This is a genomic window from Prevotella sp. S7-1-8, from assembly GCF_000758925.1.
Classification (GTDB): Bacteria; Bacteroidota; Bacteroidia; order Bacteroidales; family Bacteroidaceae; genus Prevotella.
The window spans coordinates 1-892 of sequence record NZ_JRNC01000090.1; the positions used below are offsets into that span (position 1 = coordinate 1).

The 892-nt window shown below is 39.8% G+C and carries 1 protein-coding gene; it reads right to left on the reverse strand.

Annotated features, from left to right (window positions below; translation table 11 throughout):
- Nucleotides 1-319: 319 nt before the first annotated feature.
- On the reverse strand, nucleotides 320-892 hold a 573-nt coding region (locus tag HMPREF1640_RS11360), incomplete at its 5' end, for a TraM recognition domain-containing protein (RefSeq protein ID WP_156098804.1).

The window sequence follows — 892 nt, forward strand, 5'->3', positions numbered from 1 at the left end:
GGGGGGTAATAAAAGATGTTAATAAATATATGACAGGCAATATTCTTTCGCACTCTTTGCTAAAGGCGGAAGAAGAAGTTGGCAGGTAGCCGAAATTGCGAGTCGCATATTTATACATACATCATCAAAAATAGTTATTACCTTTATTTTTGTTGCTCCTGAATATGTCCAATATGGGAGCGTTATTGTCCTATTTTTTTAATATAATGCAAATTTAAGTATTTTTCTCCAAAATTACAAGCAATTTCCGGAAAAATAATGAAAAATACAGAATGCAAACGTTTGCTCGTATTTATACGGCTGTATTAGAATAAGGCTGCTAATCTTTTACTAAATGGGCAAGACTGGGGGTGTCCTTTATCCGTTGAATTTCAGTATCGACAAGCGACCGAATTTCTTGCTTCACTTTACGATAGTTGGCTTCAATGGTTTCTTTGAGCGTGTCGCAGCTTTCTTTGTCAGTGAAATCAGTTATATTGGGGATGGGTTTATAGGTTTTCATATCCGCAGACACCTTGGCACTATCCACAACAATCTCCGCATGGAAAATCTTTTGGTCGATACGTTCGTCAAAGTTATCGGAAACTGCACCTACAAACATACCTTGGGTGAGGTTGGAAATCTTACTTGCAGGGATAAGACTATCCATTTGTGTGGAGATAGAGGTGGATTTATCGTTTCGGTTAATGGTCATAGACTGTCGCTGTTGAAGCACCTTGCCGAATCTTTCGGAAAGTGTCTTGGCAGTTTCCCCAACTACTTGCCCGGAGAACACATTACCCACCGTGTTCTGAATTACCTTACTCTCCTTGTCCCCATAGTCACGAGTAAGCTGTGAGAAGTCTTGAAAACCTAAACATACCGCCACCTTGTTACTTCGTGCAGTAGCAAT